The following is a 19,633-nucleotide window of genomic DNA, read 5'->3' as shown; positions in this document are numbered from 1 at the left end:
CCTAAACGAAGCATTACAATGACAAAATTTTCGATAAAAAACTTCAAGCTTATCCTAGCCGGTGCGGCTATGATGGGAGTGGTCAGTGCCTGCGAGGTAACTGAACTGACCCCTGCCAACTTGATCCCAGATCAGGAAGCATTTGCTACTGCCGCTCGAATCGAGTCTGCGGTACTGGGTGTGTATGAAGCTGCCCAGCGCGGGTACTACAACGGTTCCGTGACCAACGGTCGTGGCTATCCTTTCGGGGCTGCCAACGTGGAGCAGGGTGACATGAGAGGCGAGGACATGTACAATGACCAGGCCTTCTACGAAATCACCTACAACAACTCCTATACTCCACAGTCTGCAAACAACAACGGAATGTGGATCTCCCTGTATCGATTGATCAACCGGGCGAATATCGTTCTTGAAAACATCGATCCTGCTGTAGTAGGCGGTGTGCTGACGGCAGAAGAAGGCAATGCCTACAAAGGTGAAATGCTGTTCATGAGAGCTTTGGCTCACCATGAGCTCCTGATTCACTTCGCCAGACCTTACTCTGACGATCCTGCTACTGCTGGTGTTCCTTACAGAACATTCGCCATCAACGATGTGCCTAAAGTTCCAGACGGAGAGGCAGTTCGTCGAGGTACGGTCGCTGAAGGCTACACTCAACTTCTGGCTGACTTGGATGCTGCCGCTACTGCCTTGGGTTCAGGTAAAGGCACCGTATCCAGAGTGAGCTACGGTGCGGTAGTCGCCCTCAAGACCCGTGTCCTTCTTCACAAAGAAGATTGGGCTGGCGTACTGGCAGAGTATGAGAAAATCAAGTCTCTGTACGCAGTGACTCCTAACCCCGCCACTCCTTTCAGAGGCGGAACCAGCTCTGACAACATCTTCTCTTTCCTTAACTCGGAAGCCTCTAACGGTACCGTAAACGGTGCGCTGCCTTCTATGTATGGCAACCCTGCCAATGGTGGCCGTGGCCTGGTAAAGATCTCTCCTCTCATCTGGAAGTCGGAATTTTGGCATGCGGAAGATACCCGACGAGTGGATTTGACTAGCAGAAATGCAGCCGGTATATACAGTGCTAAATACATAGATCCGGTGACCCGTACTGATCCAAACGTGATCTTGAGATTCTCTGAAGTAGTATTGAATGCTGCTGAAGCTAATGCACAATTGGGTAACCTGGATGCTGCTGTGACCCTTTTGAACTCAGTAAGAGACCGTGCGCTTCCTGATACTGTTCCTTCCTTCACTGCTGCTGGTTTGGGCGGTCAGGCTGGTGTTTTGACTGCAATCTACAACGAGCGCAGAATCGAATTCTTGGCGGAAGGTCGCAGATGGGCTGATATCCACAGACTTTCGGGTGCAGGAGTAATGAATGGTATCCCATTGAAGGCCCAAACACGTACTGTCAACAACTTGGATTTCTATACAACGAGCCGTGCGGTTGTTACCAGCCATGACCTTCTCTATACCGACCATCGCTTTATATGGCCTATTCCTTTGGACGAAATTCAGAACAACACCTCCGCTCCTATCGAGCAAAATCCTGGATATTAATTCCAAATTGATTTAAATGATAAAGTCCGACTCGCAAGGGTCGGACTTTTTTTTGATCATCATAGGCGCACCTTTGTTGTTTAGGGCTCGATATCCTTTCCTCATTTTGAAAAAAAGATTCTGGCTGGCCTTATTCTCAAGCGTTCGAATCTTTAGTCAAAATGCATATCTTAAGGCTAGACCTATCCAAAATATTTTTATGCTAAAAACTATTATTGTCCCCGTGGACTTTTCTGACGAAGTTGATAATGCTTTGCTGTTTGCAGCGGAGCTGTGCAAAAGGACGCAAGGCCAGCTTCGAATCCTCCATGTCCTTTCTGAAGACGACAGCGAAGCGGACGCCAAAATGCGACTGGGACTGTTGGAGAGTCGCCTCAAACACACCTTTGGAGAAGAACTTCAATGTTCTTCCCTCGCGTTATGGGACGCTTTGATTCCTTCTTTGGAATCCCAAATAAAGAGCCAAAACGCCGATTTGGTCGTGATGGGGACAAAAGGGGCTACGGGCCTGAAAAGGATTTTCATCGGAAGTAATACCGTGAAGGTGCTAGCCCATATCAAGTCCCCGGTTCTCGTCGTTCCGGAAACAGCACGTTTTGAAGCCTTCAATCGAGCCGGCAAAAACCGTGTGGTGCTGGCAACCGATTTGATGGAAGTTGGGCAGGAAAAAACCTTCGATGTACTGGCAGACATCACCTCCCTGATGATCGAACCCAGGCTAAGAATACTCAATGTCCGGCCCAAAAACACCAGCTTGGGATTCACCCAAGAAATGGAGCGCAGCGCCTTGGTGTCAAGATTCCGGGAAAACATCGAAACCGAGCGCATCACCGTTTTTGATAACAATGTGATGGACGGAATCAATTTTTACCTTGACAAGAATGACGACACGGGCTTGGTTGCGATGATCGCCCGAGATTCTGGAGGGTTATTCCAACGCCACTTCACCCACGAGATGGCTTCTGTTACCCATTATCCCCTCTTGGTCATGCATGCGTGACAAGAGCTGGTGCTAGTCTGGATTGCAATTATCAGGTGCGGTCAGGTGAGCTAAACCTGACCGCGCTTTCTGTTGTCAAAAACTGCTACTTCGCTAGTCCTTGTTTTCACGGCTACGTCGGATGACGGCATCTACTTTTTCCTTCGATGCGCCATAGACTTTTCCTTTCTCAGCATCGTCGATCAGTCGGTCGATGTAGCTCTGACTGATCTCCGAGCTGTCCTTGTATTTTTTACGCATCTTGTCCAGTTGGGCGTGCAGGTCTTTTCGGATCTGGGCATGGGCCGGATCATCATAGTAATTGTGCAGCTCGAGCGGGTCTTTCTTGCGGTCTATAAGTTCCCATCTGTCCTCGGGAAAATAAAAATGGACGAGCTTATACTCTTGGGTAATGATGGCATAATGGCGCTGTACCATGTGTTCGGCGGGATATTCGTAGTAGTGGTAATACACTTCGTCACGAGTCCATTTCTTTTCATTTCCGGTTAGCAAGGGCACCATGCTTTCTCCCTGCATGTCTTTTGGTGCTTTTACTCCTGCAGCGTCCAAGAAGGTCTGAGCAAAATCCAGGTTTTGTACCAGCGCATCCGAGGTGCTTCCAGCTTTGGTCCGTCCAGGCCAAGCCACTAGCAGGGGAGTTTTGAAAGATTCGTCGTAAACGAAACGCTTGTCATACCATCCGTGCTCGCCTAGATAGAAGCCCTGATCTGAGGTGTATACAATGATGGTATTCTCCATCAGCTCATTGGCCTCTAGATAGTCCAGCAATCGGCCCACATTTTCATCGACCGCCTTGATGGTGCCGAGGTAGTCCTGCATGTAGCGTTGGTATTTCCACTTCATGATGTCCTCTTGGGACATGGTAGGGTATTTTTTCTTGAAATCCTCGTTGACCTTGCTATAGTACTTCAGGAAAGTCTCCCGCTGCGAGGGGGTGAAGCGTGCCAGTTCGCCCTTGAATCTTCCTTTGTCCGGGCCGATCTCGCTAAGACCCAGCTCATCCATGGTTTCGGGGAAAAGCTTGTTGTCCCCGGCCCAGCTCATGTGCTCCAGTATATTCATCTCTGCTTCCGCAGCGGCGGGACGTTCGGCATAGTCGTCGAAAAGCGTTTTGGGCTCGGGAAAGCTTTTGTTGGTATATTCTTCCATGTGGCGCTCGGCCATCAGCCAGGGACGATGCGGAGACTTGTGCAGGTACATGAGCATAAAGGGCTTTTCCTCTTCCCGGTCTTTCTCCAGCCAGTCTAGGGTCATATCTGTCACGATGTCCGTGACATAGCCCTCGACTTTGATATTGCCTTCCTTTTTGGTAATAAATTCCGGGTTGTAGTAGGAGCCCTGTCCTGGCAAGATCTTGAATTCGTCAAACCCTTTGGGATTGTTGCCAAAGTGCAGCTTGCCAAACATCGCCGTCTGGTAGCCCGCATCCTGCAGGAGTTGCGGGAAGGTCACATTGGTCGTGTCAAAGGCAAAATGGTTGTCCACCTTGCCATTAAGATGGGAGTGCTTTCCCGTCAAGATGGTCGCCCGGGAAGGGGCGCAGATGGAGTTGGTTACGCTGGCTTGGGTAAAAAGAATCCCCATATCGGCGATACGATCGATGTTGGGCGTCGCGATGAGGCGGTCGTCATAGGCAGATATGGCCTGGTAGGCATGGTCATCGGACATGATGAAGATGATGTTTGGCCTCCCGGAGGTCTGTTTGCCCGCCTGCGAGAATCCCGATTGGGCAGAGCAGAGACAGATCAAAATAAAGACAAGAGTCTTGCGCATGGTTTATTGGTTAGGGTATTCGTGGTTGAAATTAGCCTTTTGCCGCTTTTCAAGCCAAGGTTTTCCGTCAAACGGCCAGAGATCTTGCCGATTGAAGGAACAAATGAAAATAATTTGCTACTAATTTAGTGCCTTTGCCCTAATAATTTTAATTTGGCTCCTGCAAAGTCATTTTTGGCTAGTTTTAAAGACCCTATGAAGCTCCATTTGCTCGACGCAGTCGCCATTTTTGCTTATCTCATCGGCATAGTCTGGATAGGGATTGCGTATGCGCAAAAGAAGCGAGTGACAAGTGAGGGTTACTTCCTAGCGGGGAAATCCTTGGACTGGAAGGTCATCGGTGCCTCGCTCTTTGCTTCCAACATCTCTACAGTTCACCTGGTGGGGCTGGCGGAGTCCGGATTCAAGGATGGAATCCTATGGGGGAATTTCGAGTGGTTTTCCACGGTTGAGCTGCTGATCCTGGCTTTTGTCTTTGTGCCCTTTTTCCTTAAGAGCAAGGTGGTCACCCTTCCGGAATTTTTGGAAAAAAGATATGACTCCCGGTCTCGGATGATCCTGGCGTTGTTTAGCATACTGGCGGCCTTGTTTATGCACATCGGCATTAGCTTCTATGCCGGTGCAGTGGTCTTTGAGGCCATCTTTGGCTGGAATATTTGGTTTTCTGTATGCTTGATCGCGGTAGCTACCGGCCTATATACCATCATCGGAGGGCTTTCTTCCGTGGTGCTGACCGAGTCCATACAGACCGTCATCTTGATCCTCGGCTCACTGCTGATCACCCTGCTGGCACTCTTCGCCCTGCCGGAAGTTGGGATTCATTCTTTTGCGGAGTTGAAGACTGCCGTGACTCCTGACCGGCTGAGCGCGGTGAACTTTGATTCGGCGGCCAAGGGATTTTCTTTTCGGGATATGTTGTTTAGCCATCTGATTTTGGGTATTTGGTATTGGTGTACCGACCAGACGATCGTGCAGCGTATCCTCGGGGCCAAAGATGAAAACCAAGCCCGCCTGGGAGCGGTTTTCGCTGGATTTCTAAAGATTTTGCCGCCGTTTATCATGATTCTGCCGGGGATCTTGGCTTTTGCCTTGTTTCGCAGTGAGATCGGTGAGGATACCAAGAGTGTCCTGCCAGTGCTGATCATGGAGCTATTGCCCATTGGCTTGAAAGGGCTGATGGTAGCCGCACTGCTGGCAGCGGTGATGAGCAGTGTCGCGGCAGCTCTGACCAGCTGCTCGACATTGGTAGTCTATGATGTGTTTGACAGGCTGAAGCCAGGTCTGACTGACGGGAAAAAGATCCGGATCGGACGCATCACTGCGGGACTTGTGCTAGTTCTAGCAGTGATTTGGTCTCCATTTTTGGGCAATCTCGGCGCCATCTTCGAGCTGATCAACCAGATGTTTTCCATCTTCGCCCCTTCCATTGTAGTGGTTTTTCTTTTTGGAATTGTCTCTTCGAGAGGCACATCCCAAGCCTCTTTCCTCACCTTGCTTTTAGGGAGTGGGATCGCTGCTGGAGTCTTTTTGACTGAAAAGTACTTGACTGTCAATGGTGTCCGAAACTTTGTCTCGTCGGCCGAGGGACTTGGCATCAACTGGATGAGCCAGACGGTCTATTTCTTTCTGCTATCCACGGCGATCTACTGGGCAACCAGTACCATGGGTGCTAAGCCCGCTCTCAATGTCCAAGTGTCCAGCTTGAGCTTTTCGGGGAGTTCCCGAATAGTGATAGGCCTAAGCGTTTTGCTCATGGCTTGTATGAGTGTAGTTTATTTCATTTTCTTTTGATCGCAAAAACAATAAATCCCATGCAACTCCGGCAATCCATCCCTCTTCTCAACAATCCATCGCCGATAGTCATCATCGGAGCGGGAGGAATTGTGACTGATGCGCACTTACCGGCATACAGCAAGGCTGGTTGGAAAGTACTGGGGATATACGACCGGGATTTGGAAAAGGCGAAGGCCGCCAAAGTGCGATTTCCATTTGTAAGCCAGACATTCTCTATCCTGGATGACTTGGTACAGGTGGGGTTTAAAGAAAATGCAGTCTTTGACCTAGCCGTCCCGGCGGATCAGATTCTTTCAGTTTTGGAGAAAATCCCAGATCACTCGGCGGTTTTGATCCAAAAGCCAATGGGTGAAACGCTGGAGGAAGCCCAAAAGATCCTTGCCGTTTGCCAAGAGAAAAACCTGGTTGCCGCGGTCAACTTCCAGCTAAAGTTTGCTCCCTATATGCTGGCTCTTCAGGATTTGATGGAGCGGGGCATACTTGGCGAAGTCTACGATATCGAGCTGAAGGTCTGCGTACATACACCCTGGGAGCTCTGGGATTTTCTCAAAACCAAGCCCCGCATGGAAGTCCTTTACCACAGCGTTCATTACCTGGATCTCATCCGGGCTTTGGCGGGAAACCCAAGCAGAGTCAGCGCGTCGCTTGCCCGACATCCCAAGTCACCGGACTTGGCCGATGCCCGCAGCAGTATCCTGCTGGACTATCCCGAATCAAAGCAGGCCCGCATCCTCACCAACCATGGCCATTCCTTTGGAGGCAAGCATCAGCAATCCTACCTGAAAGTTGAAGGTACCCAAGGGGCGGCATTTATTCAATTGGGACTATCCTTGGACTATCCCAAAGGTCGGCCTTCCTACATGGAATATTTTGAAAATGATTCCGAGCTCGGCTGGCAGGAGATTCCGCTGCAAGGGGACTGGTTTCCGGAGGCCTTCGTGGGCAGCATGGCCGTACTCCAAAATCACCTCCAAGATCCCAGTTTACCCCTAATTCATTCCGTAGGGGACGCCCTCCAGACCATGGAGCTGGTCGAGCTCGTCTACCAAAACTCAAGAATTTAGTACATGAAAAGCACCCGACTTCTTCTATTTTTCCTGCTGGCAATTAGCCCGCTTTTTTCTTTTTCCCAGGAGAAAAAATCAAAACCCAACGTCCTGCTGATCATCTCGGATGACCTGACTACCACTGCCTTGGGTACCTACGGCAATCGGATCACACAGACTCCCCATATTGACCAGTTGGCCAGGGAGGGAGTTCAATTTGACAGGGCCTATAGCCAGTTTCCGGTCTGTGGGCCGTCCCGGGCTTCTTTTATGTTTGGGTACTATCCCAGCGCGACGGAGACCTATGGCTACGTGAGCGGCCGGGAGCAGGTGGGGACGGATCGTCTTTCGCTGGCGCAATGGTTCAAAAACCAAGGCTACTATACCGCCCGCGTGAGTAAGATCTACCACATGGGAATACCTGGAGATATTGAAAAAGGCGCTGACGGTACGGACGATGCCGCCTCCTGGACAGAAAAATTCAACGTGAAAGCGCCTGAATGGCAGGCGCCTGGCAAAGCGGAACTCGTGCAAAACAATCCCGATGGCAGCATTGTCCGCAAGGGAGGCAACGTAATGACCATCGTGCAGGCTTCCGACTCAGAGCTGGATCATGCGGATGGGATGGCGGCAGAAAAGGCCGCTGAGTTGATCCGGGCTCACAAGAAAGATCCTTTCTTTTTGGCAGTGGGTTTGGTTCGTCCTCACGTGCCATTTGTCGCGCCGGAGAAGTATTTTATCCCCTACCCTTGGCAGCAAATGGTGCCTCCTCCGGTGGTGCAGGATGATTGGGCTGACATTCCCGCCCGCGGCATCAACTACGTGACTACCAAAAATGGACAGATGTCCTATGCCCAAAAGCAAAAAGCAATTGCGGCTTACTATGCCTCGGTTTCTTTTATGGATGCGCAGGTAGGCAAGCTCCTCCAAACACTCAAGGAGGAAGGCCTGGAAGAAAATACGATCGTCGTGTTTGTGTCCGACCACGGTTTTCACTTGGGAGAGCATGACTTCTGGATGAAAGTAAGTCTTCATGAGGAGTCCGTTCAGGTGCCTTTCCTGATCAAAGCCCCGGGAGTCAAATCTGGGAGTTCAAGTTCTTTTGCAGAGCTCCTGGACCTCTATCCTACACTGGTGGATCTGGTAGGGGGAAAAATCCCGCGCAATCTCCAAGGCAAGAGTCTGGTACCTGTCCTGAAAGACAAACAGGCCCAGGTGCGGGATATGGCATTCTCTGTAAGTCAAAATGGAAATACCTATCTCGTACGGACGGATCGCTGGGCTTACATCCAATACGACGAAGACGCCAAATCGGGCATGGAGCTCTATGACATGTATCAGGACCCCAAGCAGTACAGCAATCTGGCCCAACTGCCGGAGTATGCGAATGTTGTGGCAGAAATGCAAAAACGTCTTCGTGAAAAGCTGACCGAGGTGAGAAAAAATGACTTGAACAAAACTTATCTAACTGAAAAATGAACTTCCGCCCTACCAAAATATCGCTTCAACTCGTTTTGACAGCACTTGTGCTGGCCTGCATGGGCGCGAGTGTTCCCAACAATGTCCTTCGTGTGGTGCCTAAGCCAGTGGATGCAAAGCTTGTCACGGAAGAAAGCAATTACCTCCAAGGCCCCTCGGTGCTTAAGCTGGATGGCTACTTCGTCTGGGGTGCAACGGTAGTGCAAGGCGACGACGATAAGTATCACATGGTTTTTTCCCTTTGGGAAAGCGGTCCTGATAGGGATGTTTTCAACAACGGATGGGTGCTGGAGAGCAAGCTGGGGTATGCGGTATCCGATTACCCCGATCGGGATTTTAAATTCCAAAAAATCTTTCTCAAAGGAGCCCGCTACGACGGAAATCCGGAGGCATGGGATGCTCAAGGCGTACACAATCCGCACCTGAAAAAGTTTGGTGACAAGTACTACCTCTACTATATCGGTGGTAGGGATCTCGGTGAAAAAATGGCTCCTGACCTTGACAAACGGACAAGGGTCCAGCAGAATCAGCAGATTGGGGTATTGGAGTTTTCTTCGTTTCAGGATTTGTTGGACGGAAAATTTGACAGACCCTCCAAGCCTTTGCTGAGTCCCCGCACACGGGTCAAGGCCAATCAGGTGTTGCTTCCTTCCCCTCCGGGTACCGAGGTGAAGCCTGACAATCTCATCGTGGTCAACCCATCGGTGGACTACAATCCGAATACGGGGGAATACATGCTTTTTTTCAAGGGCAATATCTATGAACCCAATTGGAAAGGCGTGCATGGAGTCGCCACTGGGCCTACACCTACCGGGCCTTTTGTCGCCAAAGACCAATTTATCTTCGACGTCAGGATGCCCGATGGCTCAATTGCCAGCGCTGAGGATCCCTATGTCTGGTATTCCAAAGCCTACGGACGCTTTTTTGCCGTGGTTAAGGACTTCACCGGAAGGATCTCCGGAGGAAATCCCAAGGATTTGGCAATCCTGGAGTCCGAAGACGGGATCGACTGGAAGCTGGGCGAAAATCCGCAGTTTCTCAAGCCGGAAGTCATCCTGGCCGATGGATCGCAACAGAAGTTAAATCGATTCGAGCGTCCTCAGCTCCTGCTGGACAAAAAGGGCCTTCCACGCTACCTCTACGCCGCGGCTTCGGTGGACAATGTCAATGGCAAAAAGGACGGAAGTTCTTTCAATGTCCATATCCCCTTGAAAATAGACTGATCAATCAAATCCTACCAAGCGCTGACGCTTGCTACAAAACCTATTAACCAAGAATGAGAAAAATACTGGTAATCAAAAGAGGGCTGTCTAGTGACATGCGTTTTGACCTGAAAAACGGTGCCGGCTCTGACGCTGTCCATGTCAATCCAGTCTATGCCTACGCCGTCTGCAAACTCCAAACGAACTCTACTTTGGAAGGCATCGGCCTGGCTTTTACACTTGGAGCGGGAAACCGGATAGTTTGTGATGCCATCGACTACCTCGTCAAGCATATAGAAGGGCGGGAAATCCATGAACTCATGGCGGACTTCGGCTCGGTCTATAAGAAGATGGCCGATGATCCAAACTTCCGCTGGCTGGGCCCCCACAAGGGTGTAGTGCAGCTTGCTCTTGCTGCCGTGGTCAACGCTTGCTACGACCTCTGGGCAAAAGTCGAGGAAATGCCATTGTGGAAACTCTTAACGGACCTGAGTCCAGAGGCTCTCGTTAATACCTTGGATTTTTCCTATTACGAAGATATCCTGACCCGATCCGAGGCGATGCAACTCCTACAGAGCCAAAAAGAAACCCGTCTGGAGCGGGAGCTTATCGTGCAGACAGGCTATCCGGGTTATGACACCTCGGTAGGTTGGTTTAACTACTCCGATGCGCAGGTACTGCGCAATGTGCAGGAAGCCATGGAGCAAGGATTCACGGCGATGAAGCTCAAAGTCGGTTCCAAAAACGCGGAAAGGGATATTCGCCGGGCCCGCATCGTTCGGGAGGCAGCCGGCGATGACGCCACGCTCATGTTTGACGCCAATCAGCAATGGACGCTGCCGCAGGCGATTGAGATTTGTAAACAACTAAAAGACCTCAACCCCTTTTGGATCGAAGAGCCTACCCATCCGGATGATGTCTTGGCTCACGTCAGATTGGCTGAGGCGGTCGATGTGCCACTTGCCCTTGGCGAACATGTACCCAACAAAATTATTTTCAAAAACTTCCTCCAGTCCGGCTGCATGTCCTTCAATCAGGTGGACGCAGTGCGTGTCGGCGGAGTGTCTGAGTTTATCCTCATCAGCCTTTTGTCCAAGAAAATGAATGTACCGGTCGTACCACACGTGGGAGACATGGGGCAGATCCACCAGCACTTGGTGTTGTTCAACCATATCTCCGTTGGGCATCCGGCTTTACTTCTGGAGCATATTCCGCATTTGCGGGATTATTTCAAGTTTCCGGTGACGATAGTGGACGGGAAATACCTGACACCCCAGGAGCCTGGAATGAGTGCGGATCTTTTGCAACACGACTAGTCTTATTAGCCGATCCTTTGGCCGAAAGCTTCCAATTGGTATTTAATTATAACTGTAGTCAAATTAAAGGACTTATCCCTGCTCTTAATTTTACCTAACATGAATGCCTCATGAAAGAAATCCGAATTGCCCAACTGAGAGGAAGACTACTTTTTCTACTGCTTTCCAGCTTCTGGGAGATTGCTTTCCAAGCGACAGTTCATGGCAAAATCGGAATTTTCTCCGATCGATGCCGGAGCTTCGCTGACGAAGTGTTTTGGTAAGATTTTTCCCCCCGGAGAAGGGATTCACCTATGACTATTTTATCCGAACTGATCCGGGACAAGGCATATACTTCAGAGGTACCTGTTTGAAAAGACAGATTTCAGCAACCTTGCATTCCGGTCGCCTGATCTAGGAGGCCTGCATTTGTTTGGAAAAGATCTCGGCCGGAACTAGGGAAAGTGAGTGCTTCCTGTTATTCAATCTGACTATCCGCAGTTGGGTCACAATCCAAATTCCCTTTGGTCGAGGCTCAGGAAGACCTAAGATCGCTTCCACCCTTACCTTTTCACTGGCAAAGCTCCCAGTGAGCCGGGAGTATTGAACTAGCCGATACCCTGCTGTAGGAAGAAAGGCTAAGTGGCTTGCATTCAGGTAGAAAAAGAACAGTGGAAACAAGGAGGACGATGTCGTTTAGTGATTTGCAATAAAGATTTTTGATATTTTATACATCACATAATCAAGTAATTATACACAGAAATAGGCCAAATGGTCAAATTTTTTGACTAGTTTTTAGAGCAATTGCACTATTTTATATATCTTCCTGCCATTATTCTAAAAATTCCTTTATGTGGGAAAGGTTTTAGAAAAGAATTAAGTTAATAAAACGCCATTGCATGAAAAACTTTACTAGCAAGCTACCGAGGAAAGCAAGTTTCCTCAACGGAAAACCATCCCCCTATTTGGGAATGAGGGCGTGCTTTTTTCTTCTGGTCTTCTTGTGCTCCTTTTTGGGGGTTGAGGCCCAGCAAGCCGCAACCATCACCGTTTCAGGGGTAGTGACTGATCAGGAAGAAGGACTGCCGCTGCCGGGACTTACCGTCATATTGAAAGGTGGAACGAGTGGAACTGTCACGGACGCTGACGGAAGATACACGATCACGGTGCCCAGTACTGATGCCATTTTGGTGTTCAGCTATGTTGGATATGCCAGTCAGGAGATCCTTGTCGGCAATCAGACAACTATCAACGTGGCCATGGGTCCCGACATCTCGTCTTTGCAAGAAGTAGTGGTGGTAGGCTACGGCACCCAAAAAGTGACTAATCTTACCGGTGCCGTCGACGTGGTGGATGGGAAAACGATTGCTGATCGCCCTTCTCCCTCCGTCTCACAACTTCTCCAAGGAACCTCCCCAGGCTTGACCTTCAGTGTGGGAAACAATGGTTTCGAGCCGGGTGCCAATATGAACATTCAGATCCGGGGCATGGGCTCGCTTAATGGAGGAGAGCCCTATGTGGTCATTGACGGAATACCGGGAGACATGAACCGGCTGAATCCCAACGATATTGAGTCGATCTCGGTATTGAAGGATGCGGCTGCTTCCGCTATTTTCGGAGCTAGAGCGCCCTACGGCGTGATCGTAATCACGACCAAAAAAGGAAAAGGTAAGCTTACCGCCAGCTATTCAGGCAGCGTGGGCTCGTCAAGCCCAACCAATCTTCCCCAAATGCTCAATTCCTACGACCATGCCAAAGCGGTGAATGAAGCCGGGGTCTTTGGTGCCGGGGGACGATTTTTCGCAAATAGGACGATAGACAATATCTTGGCCTATCAGCGGGGCGACTACGACTTTATCCGCGGCAATGCAAATTTTCCTGCGGATGCGACGCACTTTGAGACTACTCCTAATCCAAACAACCTTAACCAATGGGGATTTGACCAGAATGGGAATGGCAACAGAGATTGGTTTGACGAATATTTTGGAACAGGCTTCATCCAGAAGCATGACCTGAGTATCTCAGGAGGTTCGGATCGAACATCTTACTACTTCTCTGCTGGGCTGTATGGCCAGTCGGGCGTGTTGAACTATGGCACGGATACCTTTGACCGATACAACATCATGGGTAAAATCACGACCATGATCACCGACAAGTGGGATTTCACTTATCAGCCACGCTTTTCAAAGCAGGCGAGAGAGATTCCCAACATGGACAGACAGGGAAGTTATGATTTGATCTTTCACCAAATCGCCCGGACCATGCCTACCAATGCCTTGTACGACGGATTTGGTAACATCATGATCCAGTCGAAGATTCCTTGGGTAAACGACGCAGGTACGGACGTGACAGAGACGGTGGAAAACTGGCACAACTTTGCCACCGATATCCGTCCTATCGAAGGCTGGAGCATCCATGCCGACTTCGCGATGAGAAACGTGGATCAATTCTACCAAAGCAATGAATTGACTGTCTATGATCACTTGGTCAACGGTAGTCTCTTGGCAAATGGAAACACCGTCCCGAGCAACACCAGAAGGACACATTACAGCAATCCATACTGGACTTCCAACATTTATAGCTCGTATGAATTCAAAGCTGGTGAGAAAAACAACTTCCGAGTGATGGGGGGTACCCAATTTGAGAAATTCCAAACCCGTAGCTTGAGCGGATTCAGAACGAACCTACTTGTGCCTGACGTGCCTTCATTGAACACCGCCGATGGAGAAATCCAGATGACAGAGCAGCTGCTCACGATCAGCACACAGGGCTATTTTGGCCGATTCAACTACGACTACAACGACAAGTACCTGATCGAGCTAAACGGTAGATACGATGGGACTTCCCGATTCCGAGATGGTAAGAGATGGGGTTTTTTCCCGTCTTTCTCTGCGGGTTGGAATCTGGACAAAGAGGGCTTTTGGCAGCCTATCAGCAAAGCGGTCAACACTTTGAAGATTAGAGGATCTTGGGGTGAGCTGGGCAACCAAAACGTAGATCCCTATCAGGATTTGTCCCTTATCCCCTTGTCCGGTAACGCCGTGAACTGGATTTTCACTCCAAATGGTACGAGACCTATCGGCTTTGCGGGTACTCCGGCACTGATCAGTCCGGATCTGACCTGGGAGACGGCACGTTCTACGGATATTGGCTTGGATGCGAGTTTCTTGGATAGAAGACTTAAGCTGGTTTTCGACTGGTTTGAGCGTACCACGCTGGATATGATCGGTCCAGTGGATCCTGCTCCGGGCGTTTTGGGCTCTACTGTCCCCCAGTCAAATAATGCATCACTTAGAACAAGGGGTTGGGAAGGTACTATTACTTGGAATCAAACCTTTGATAATGGACTCTTTTTCACACTCGGAGTCAATATGTACGATAGCAGGTCCCACATCACCAAATACCTCAACCCGACCGGAGTGCTTTCTACTTGGTACGAGGGAAGAGAACAGGGCGAAATCTGGGGCTATACCGCGCATGATCTCTACAGAACCCAAGAAGAAGTGGATACCTATACTTCCGAAGTGGATCTGAGAGACATCACTGGCTTGGCTTGGAGACCTGGTGACGTGAAATACATCGACGTCAATGGAGACGGCAAAGTAGACAACGGCACCAATACGCTGGAAGACCATGGAGATTTGCGAATCATCGGTAACAGCACTCCCCGCTATCAATATGGTCTAAACCTAAATGCAGGCTATAAGGGTTTTGACCTTTCAATGATCATTAGGGGTGTAGGCAAGCGCGATCTGTGGTTTGACGAAAACCAAAACATCTTCTGGGGCTTTAGAACAGGCAATCAAACTTCACTCTTCCCAGAGCATTTGGATTACTTCCGGGATACGCCGGGTGACACCTATACTGGCTTGTATGAGGGAGATGCCAATATTAATTTGGATGCTTATTTCCCAAGACCGTATCTCAACAATAATGAGAACGCAAAAAACAGATTGACCAGTACCCGCTATCTTCAAAGTGGTGCCTATATGAGGATCCAAAACCTGCAGGTCGGGTATACGCTTCCTGATCCCCTCCTCACCAAAATGCACTTGAGCAATCTCCGCATGTATTTTTCAGGAGAAAATCTCCTGACTTTCAGTAGTCTATCCCCTGGTATCGACCCGGTTGCGGTCTCTAGCTCTTGGGGTATCGGAAAAACCTATGGTGCTGACCGAATGTTGACCTTTGGACTTCAGGTATCCTATTAACCCATCAATTTTAGACGACTATGAAAAAATCCATATTTAAGCTCGGGTTGTTAGCGGTTCTTTTTGGAGCTGTATCCTGCGAAGGCTTTATAGACAACTCCCCTGAAGACCAGATTTCCGTCAACGACTACTTCAAGACTTCTAACGACATCGAGAACTACGTCAAGAAGTACTATGCTAGCCTCCCAGTTCACGGTTCGGCCAATCTTCCCCTACAGGACGACAACTCTGACAATCTAATCGTGGCGATCCCCAATTCGGTCATGCACGGTACCCGTGCTCCGCGAAATGGACAGTGGACCACGGAATGGGCAAACATCCGAAGCATCAACATCCTTTTTGACAACTTGGACAATGTGCAGGCAGATGTGAGTCAGTATGCCCAGTTTTTGGGAGAAGCTCATTTCTTCAGAGCCTGGTTTTACTACGAGATGCTTCAGACCTATGGGGATGCTCCGATCTACGAGCATGAGCTTTTCCCAGGAGACGAGGACCTATACAAAGGCCGAGATTCCAGGACGGCCGTTGCAGATTTTATCATCGCGGAGCTGGACAAGGCATTTCAATATGTGGGTGCGAGAGCGCAGACTGGGAATGCGAAAATTAACAAAGAAGCCGTATTGGCTTTTAAATCTCAAGTAGCGCTCTATGAAGGATCTTGGCAGAAATACCACGCAGGTACTGCCTTTGGTACTTCCGGTGCTGACCCCAAGAAGTATTTTCAACTCGCAGTGGATGCCTCTCAGCAGCTGATCACCGGCAGCTATACCAAGGGACTCTATTCCACAGGCAAGCCTGCTTCTGACTATTATACCCTGTTTGGCTTGGACAATATGTCTTCGGTCAATGAAGTACTCTTCTACAAGATTGCAAGCACATCTGAGCAAATGGGGCACGAATTGCAGTTCTACACCACACGACGGACCCGAGATATGTCTTTGACCTGGTCATTGGTTTCCTCTTATCTGGGAAAAGATGGGATGCCATACAACTTCACCGAGTTGGCCAAATCAGCCAAGGGAAATGCGTTTTTGGCCAAGATCGCAGCCGATTGCGATCCGCGACTCTCTGCTACCGTGTGGATACCCGGCGATCTCCGTGTAGCAAGCTCAGGCACTACTTTCAGTAAGCCTTTTCTCAACGGTGGCTCCGAGGAGCTTGCCGCGACTGGATTTCAAGTGAAAAAATTTTCAAACCCTTACTCTACTGCCGCTGGAGCTGACTTTGGTGGGCTAAGCCAGACAGGAAGAATCTACTTCCGGTACGCGGAAGTACTGCTCAACTACGCCGAAGCGAAATATGAACTGGACGGAACCATTGCTTTTGAGGCATTGAACCCCCTGAGAGCTCGGGTGGGTATGCCCAATTTTACGGTCATTCCACAAGCCGAGTATGGGGACAACCTTGTTGACTATGGCTATACCATAGACGATGCGCTCTATGCGATCAGAAACGAAAGAAGAGTGGAGCTTGCACTAGAAGGTCACCGGTCGGATGATTTCAAGCGATGGGCTGCACATAAACTTGTGACCGGCAAAAGACCGCTGGGCTATCCATTCGATCCTGCGGAGTTTCCTGGCTTCACGCCCAAGCTCTCCGAAGATGGCCGTATCGATTATTTTCAAACCCAGATGCCAGCGGGCTATGGATTTAGAAAAGATCAAGACTATCTGACCTCAATCCCATCGGATGAGCTGGTCTTGAATCCTGCTTTGACTCAGAACCCGAACTGGTAATTAACCGGATCGATTAATCGAGGATTAACTCTAGATCCATACCAATACCCAGGCTAGTCTTTCGAGACTAGCCTTTTTTTTTAACCTAAAAAAATGTGTACTTGGCTTCTACTTGATTTTAATCCCATTAATTTCAAAGGTGATTTCTCAATTATTGACAAATGACAAAGCCAAATAAACCAAAAACCAAAGACAAGATTCTTTCCGTCGCAATCCGGATGTTTAATGAGGCTGGAGTTCAAGGCATCACGAGTCGCCACATCGCTGCTGAAATGGGGATCAGTCACGGGAATTTGGACTACCACTACCATACCAAAGAAGACCTGATTTTGGCCATCTATGAGAAGATGAGGCTGGAAGCGTCCGAATCCTATGGCACCAGAAAGCCGCACACTTCTTCTTTTGAACATTTCCACCGGATGATATCTGAGCTGGAGGAATTCCAGTACCGCTACCGTTTTTTCAATCTGGATGTACTGGAGATCAGCCGGTCTTTTCCTCTGGTGAACAAAAAGATCCAGGAAACCCTGATCCTGAGAAAACAGCAGTCCCAGCAGTTGTTTGAAGAGTTTTTGAGGGATGGCTTTGTCAGTTTCCCCGAGGAGGACGTGATGGAGCGTATCCTCCATACCATCCGCATGGTCATCACATTCTGGCTCTCCCAGTTGGAGGTCATTTCTCCCTACAAGTTCCAGCAAAAAGGCGAGATGGTGCGCCTGGTCTGGAATACCATCCTGCCTTACCTTACCCCTGCCGGCAAGGAAGAATACGAAAGGGTCCTGGATTTGGCGGCATCGCAGGTCGCAAGCAATTCTTAGCAGATGGTTTCGGCAATACAAATGGCCCAGGGTTAGGACTCTGGGCCATTTGTTTTCTGGCTACTTCTCTATACCCAACAGACCCTTTTCCAACAATGGAATGCGGAATTTTTCAAGTTCCGATGGCTGGTGCGCTTGATTGAATATGGATTCTGCCTGGGCTAAGATTTCAGGATGTGTCTTGGCAAGGTTAGTGGTTTCAAGAGGATCTTGGGCCAGGTTGTAGAGTTCCAAAGTAGGCGTTTGGTTATCGCTGAGATGCTGACGGATCAGCTTCCAATCCCCAAAGCGGACGGCGACCTGTCCCCCATACTCGGGAAACTCCCAATACAGGTATTCATGTTGTTTTTGTTCTCCTTTGCCAAGGAGGGTTGGGAGGATGCTGATCCCGTCATTTTGTGGGACCTCGTAGCCAGCGATTTCCCCAAAAGTCGCCATCATATCGATATGTGAGGAAAGCAGGTCCGATTTGGTGCCTGGCGCTATCTTTCCTGGCCAGCTGGCGATCATTGGCACGCGGATGCCTCCTTCGTGTACGTGGCCTTTGATCTTGGCGGGATCCTCGGTGAAAGGCCCGGCGGAGTTAAACCACTCAGAGTCGGTGCCACCATTGAAGGTCGGACCATTGTCTGAGGTAAAGATGATCAGCGTGTTTTCGTACAAGCCTTCCTTTTTCAGATGCTCGATCAGCTTGCCCACGTTTTCGTCCAAATAGGAGACCATAGCAGCATAGGCAGCTCGTGGATTTTTGTGGGGGAAGTAGCCCTTGTTTCCCAAATATGGGGTCTCCTCGCCAAATTTTTTCTCATAGTAGTCCACCCATCGCTGAGGAGCCTGTAGCGCCACGTGTGGGATCGGCGTCGCCCAGTAGAAATAAAATGGCTTGTCTTTGTTCTCGGAAATGAAATTGATCATCTCTGCAAACATCAGGTCTGGGGCGTAGTCTTGCTGGGTAAAATCTGAATAGCTATCTGCCTTCTTGGGGTCGGCTCCATCCGGTAGCTTGGTGCTGGGCGCGACCAGCTTATTGCGGAGCGGTACCCGGTTTTCATTTTTATACAAATGAACCGGATAGTAGGTATGGGCTTGCCGTTGGCAATTGTAGCCATAGAAGAAATCAAATCCCATTTTAGTCGGGATTGAATTGGTCTGGGGAGCTCCGAGTCCCCATTTTCCTACGCTGCCGGTAGTATAGCCTACAGACTGGAGTCGTTTGGGGAAAAGAACGGTTCCTTCCGGTAGCGGGCGTTGTCCCTCCAAAGTAGAATCCTTTTCCATGTCGGCAAAATTCCAGACGTCACCACCCGATGGAGAATCCCGCTCCCGCCATTCATCGTTGCCACGGATATAGGCATGGCCCGAGTGCTGGCCGGTCATGAGCATATATCGAGCCGGGGCGCAAACCGGTGCTCCGGAGTAGTGCTGGGTAAACAACATGCCGCCCTTGGCCAAGGCATCGAGGTTTGGGGTTTCTATCTTGGTGCTGCCAAATGCCCCCAAGTCACCATAGCCCAGATCGTCCGCTAGGATGTAGATGATGTTGGGTTTGGTCGGATCTTGACCTATTTGCGTGTTGCTTCCTTGGGAAGGATTGCAGGCAAAAGCCAAGCAAATGCCCAACAGGGGAAATTTCGATGCGATTGATTTTATCATATTTTAGATTCTAATTTTTTTTTCCAGCAGGAATAAACAAAGTCTGCTTCGTCCTTGCCTCAGTCCCAATGACGC

13 protein-coding genes are annotated in these 19,633 nt (G+C 49.6%); 11 read left to right on the top strand and 2 right to left on the bottom strand.

All coding sequences use genetic code 11. The annotated features are described in order from the left end of the window. The first annotated feature begins 18 nt into the window (after positions 1-18). Entirely contained in the window at positions 19-1,551 is a 1,533-nt protein-coding gene (locus J0A67_RS15245) for a RagB/SusD family nutrient uptake outer membrane protein (RefSeq protein WP_206570227.1), read from the top strand. Between the two features lie 199 nt (positions 1,552-1,750). After that, on the top strand, positions 1,751-2,551 hold the full coding sequence (locus J0A67_RS15240; RefSeq protein WP_206570226.1) for a universal stress protein: 801 nt from the start codon (positions 1,751-1,753) through the stop codon (positions 2,549-2,551). 93 nt (positions 2,552-2,644) lie between these two features. Here the strand turns inward: J0A67_RS15240 and J0A67_RS15235 are convergent, their stop codons facing one another. Further along, positions 2,645-4,324: a sulfatase family protein gene (locus J0A67_RS15235; RefSeq protein ID WP_206570225.1), complete on the bottom strand. Its 1,680-nt coding sequence runs from the start codon at positions 4,322-4,324 to the stop codon at positions 2,645-2,647. Between the two features lie 195 nt (positions 4,325-4,519). On the opposite strand from J0A67_RS15235, the gene J0A67_RS15230 reads away from it, so the two are divergent. From J0A67_RS15230 to J0A67_RS15190, 9 genes are all read left to right on the top strand, one after another. Beyond that, the gene (locus J0A67_RS15230) at positions 4,520-6,115 is read left to right on the top strand and encodes a sodium:solute symporter family transporter (RefSeq protein WP_206570224.1); all 1,596 of its coding nucleotides are present in this window, start codon (positions 4,520-4,522) and stop codon (positions 6,113-6,115) included. A 20-nt stretch (positions 6,116-6,135) separates the two neighbouring features. Then, positions 6,136-7,182, top strand: a complete 1,047-nt coding sequence (locus tag J0A67_RS15225) for a Gfo/Idh/MocA family protein (RefSeq protein WP_206570223.1) — start codon at positions 6,136-6,138, stop codon at positions 7,180-7,182. Positions 7,183-7,185: 3 nt separating this feature from the next. Then, the gene (locus J0A67_RS15220) at positions 7,186-8,643 is read left to right on the top strand and encodes a sulfatase (RefSeq protein WP_206570222.1); all 1,458 of its coding nucleotides are present in this window, start codon (positions 7,186-7,188) and stop codon (positions 8,641-8,643) included. Then, entirely contained in the window at positions 8,640-9,866 is a 1,227-nt protein-coding gene (locus J0A67_RS15215) for a glycoside hydrolase family protein (RefSeq protein WP_206570221.1), read from the top strand. Before J0A67_RS15220 ends, J0A67_RS15215 begins: the two co-directional genes overlap by 4 nt. 53 nt (positions 9,867-9,919) lie before the next feature. Then, positions 9,920-11,161 carry an enolase C-terminal domain-like protein gene (locus tag J0A67_RS15210; protein WP_206570220.1) on the top strand — a complete coding sequence of 414 codons (1,242 nt, stop codon included), beginning with the start codon at positions 9,920-9,922 and terminating at the stop codon, positions 11,159-11,161. Positions 11,162-11,271: 110 nt separating this feature from the next. After that, positions 11,272-11,424 (top strand): hypothetical protein, encoded by a 153-nt coding sequence (locus tag J0A67_RS15205; RefSeq protein ID WP_206570219.1) that lies wholly within the window; start codon positions 11,272-11,274, stop codon positions 11,422-11,424. Positions 11,425-12,039: 615 nt separating this feature from the next. Further along, positions 12,040-15,351 carry a SusC/RagA family TonB-linked outer membrane protein gene (locus J0A67_RS15200; RefSeq protein WP_206570218.1) on the top strand — a complete coding sequence of 1,104 codons (3,312 nt, stop codon included), beginning with the start codon at positions 12,040-12,042 and terminating at the stop codon, positions 15,349-15,351. A gap of 20 nt (positions 15,352-15,371) precedes the next feature. Further along, positions 15,372-17,087, top strand: coding sequence for a RagB/SusD family nutrient uptake outer membrane protein (locus J0A67_RS15195; RefSeq protein ID WP_206570217.1), 1,716 nt, complete (start codon positions 15,372-15,374; stop codon positions 17,085-17,087). Between the two features lie 161 nt (positions 17,088-17,248). Next, positions 17,249-17,905, top strand: coding sequence for a TetR/AcrR family transcriptional regulator (locus J0A67_RS15190; protein WP_206570216.1), 657 nt, complete (start codon positions 17,249-17,251; stop codon positions 17,903-17,905). Positions 17,906-17,965: 60 nt separating this feature from the next. Here the strand turns inward: J0A67_RS15190 and J0A67_RS15185 are convergent, their stop codons facing one another. After that, positions 17,966-19,558: an arylsulfatase gene (locus tag J0A67_RS15185; RefSeq protein WP_206570215.1), complete on the bottom strand. Its 1,593-nt coding sequence runs from the start codon at positions 19,556-19,558 to the stop codon at positions 17,966-17,968. Between the last annotated feature and the right edge of the window lie 75 nt (positions 19,559-19,633).

The organism is Algoriphagus aestuariicola, assembly GCF_017254835.1.
GTDB classification, from domain to species: Bacteria; Bacteroidota; Bacteroidia; order Cytophagales; family Cyclobacteriaceae; genus Algoriphagus; species Algoriphagus aestuariicola.
The sequence above is the reverse complement of the archived record's forward strand: the minus strand, read 5'-3'. Positions and strand labels throughout refer to the sequence as shown.

Bases quoted from the DNA above. Each gene is read 5' to 3' on its own strand.
- J0A67_RS15245 (WP_206570227.1), top strand. From the start codon at position 19: ATGACAAAATTTTCGATAAAAAACTTCAAGCTTATCCTAGCCGGTGCG.
- J0A67_RS15240 (WP_206570226.1), top strand. From the start codon at position 1,751: ATGCTAAAAACTATTATTGTCCCCGTGGACTTTTCTGACGAAGTTGAT.
- J0A67_RS15235 (WP_206570225.1), bottom strand. From the start codon at position 4,324: ATGCGCAAGACTCTTGTCTTTATTTTGATCTGTCTCTGCTCTGCCCAA.
- J0A67_RS15230 (WP_206570224.1), top strand. From the start codon at position 4,520: ATGAAGCTCCATTTGCTCGACGCAGTCGCCATTTTTGCTTATCTCATC.
- J0A67_RS15225 (WP_206570223.1), top strand. From the start codon at position 6,136: ATGCAACTCCGGCAATCCATCCCTCTTCTCAACAATCCATCGCCGATA.
- J0A67_RS15220 (WP_206570222.1), top strand. From the start codon at position 7,186: ATGAAAAGCACCCGACTTCTTCTATTTTTCCTGCTGGCAATTAGCCCG.
- J0A67_RS15215 (WP_206570221.1), top strand. From the start codon at position 8,640: ATGAACTTCCGCCCTACCAAAATATCGCTTCAACTCGTTTTGACAGCA.
- J0A67_RS15210 (WP_206570220.1), top strand. From the start codon at position 9,920: ATGAGAAAAATACTGGTAATCAAAAGAGGGCTGTCTAGTGACATGCGT.
- J0A67_RS15205 (WP_206570219.1), top strand. From the start codon at position 11,272: ATGAAAGAAATCCGAATTGCCCAACTGAGAGGAAGACTACTTTTTCTA.
- J0A67_RS15200 (WP_206570218.1), top strand. From the start codon at position 12,040: ATGAAAAACTTTACTAGCAAGCTACCGAGGAAAGCAAGTTTCCTCAAC.
- J0A67_RS15195 (WP_206570217.1), top strand. From the start codon at position 15,372: ATGAAAAAATCCATATTTAAGCTCGGGTTGTTAGCGGTTCTTTTTGGA.
- J0A67_RS15190 (WP_206570216.1), top strand. From the start codon at position 17,249: ATGACAAAGCCAAATAAACCAAAAACCAAAGACAAGATTCTTTCCGTC.
- J0A67_RS15185 (WP_206570215.1), bottom strand. From the start codon at position 19,558: ATGATAAAATCAATCGCATCGAAATTTCCCCTGTTGGGCATTTGCTTG.